The organism is Bacillus sp. ES1-5, assembly GCF_022487605.1.
In the GTDB taxonomy this organism is placed as follows: Bacteria; Bacillota; Bacilli; order Bacillales; family Bacillaceae_G; genus Bacillus_A; species Bacillus_A wiedmannii.
On sequence record NZ_JAKVPU010000041.1, the window covers coordinates 1 to 703 of the forward strand.

At 30.2% G+C, this 703-nt stretch carries 1 pseudogene; it reads left to right on the plus strand.

The features are described 5' to 3' along the window. Nucleotides 1–546, plus strand: a pseudogene (locus MKO96_RS29185) (VanZ family protein); the annotation flags it as partial. Nucleotides 547–703: the final 157 nt, after the last annotated feature.

Consider the following 703-nt stretch of genomic DNA (forward strand, 5'->3'; position numbering starts at 1 on the left):
GCGGAACTAGACGATTTACTTCATAATACTATAGGAATGATGCTTGGGTATTGTATATTAAATATAAATCTTATTTTTATTAAAAAAAAGGAATCACACACACAAATAGTCAAATATTTAATCTTACCTACTGCAGTAAGCTTCGTCGCACTTGGAATAATTATTTCGTATCAAATGAAGGAATTTGGAAATATGCCTATTGATCCCATTACAAAAACTGATATGTCTCAAGTTACTATAAAAACATCAACAGAGTTAAAAGTCGAGGGGGAAAAAGTGCCTGTTTACAAATATTACGGTACAAAAAAATCACATGTTCGAGATGTTGAAATTCTTTCTCCAAAGGAAGCATTTCAAAAACTGAAACAAGGAGAATTTGATCCTATAGGATCTTTCAAAGCAGGTGATACATTATTCATTACAAAATATAATATGGATTACTACACTGATACAAAAGGTTTCTCTCAACCTATATATGTTTTTAAAGTACATTTAAATGATAATGACGAAGAGATTTGGTCTCAGCCTATTTCTGCAAGAAAATAACGTAAATTTGGTTCTGTTGCAAAGTTTTTTAACAGATAAAAATTTAGGGTGAGTACAATTAAATCTTATGCAATTGTAAGTAATTTTTGCAATTCATTGTATGTTGAAAAACCGCAGTTTGCGACCAAATCGCGTTTTTTCAACATACAATGAATTG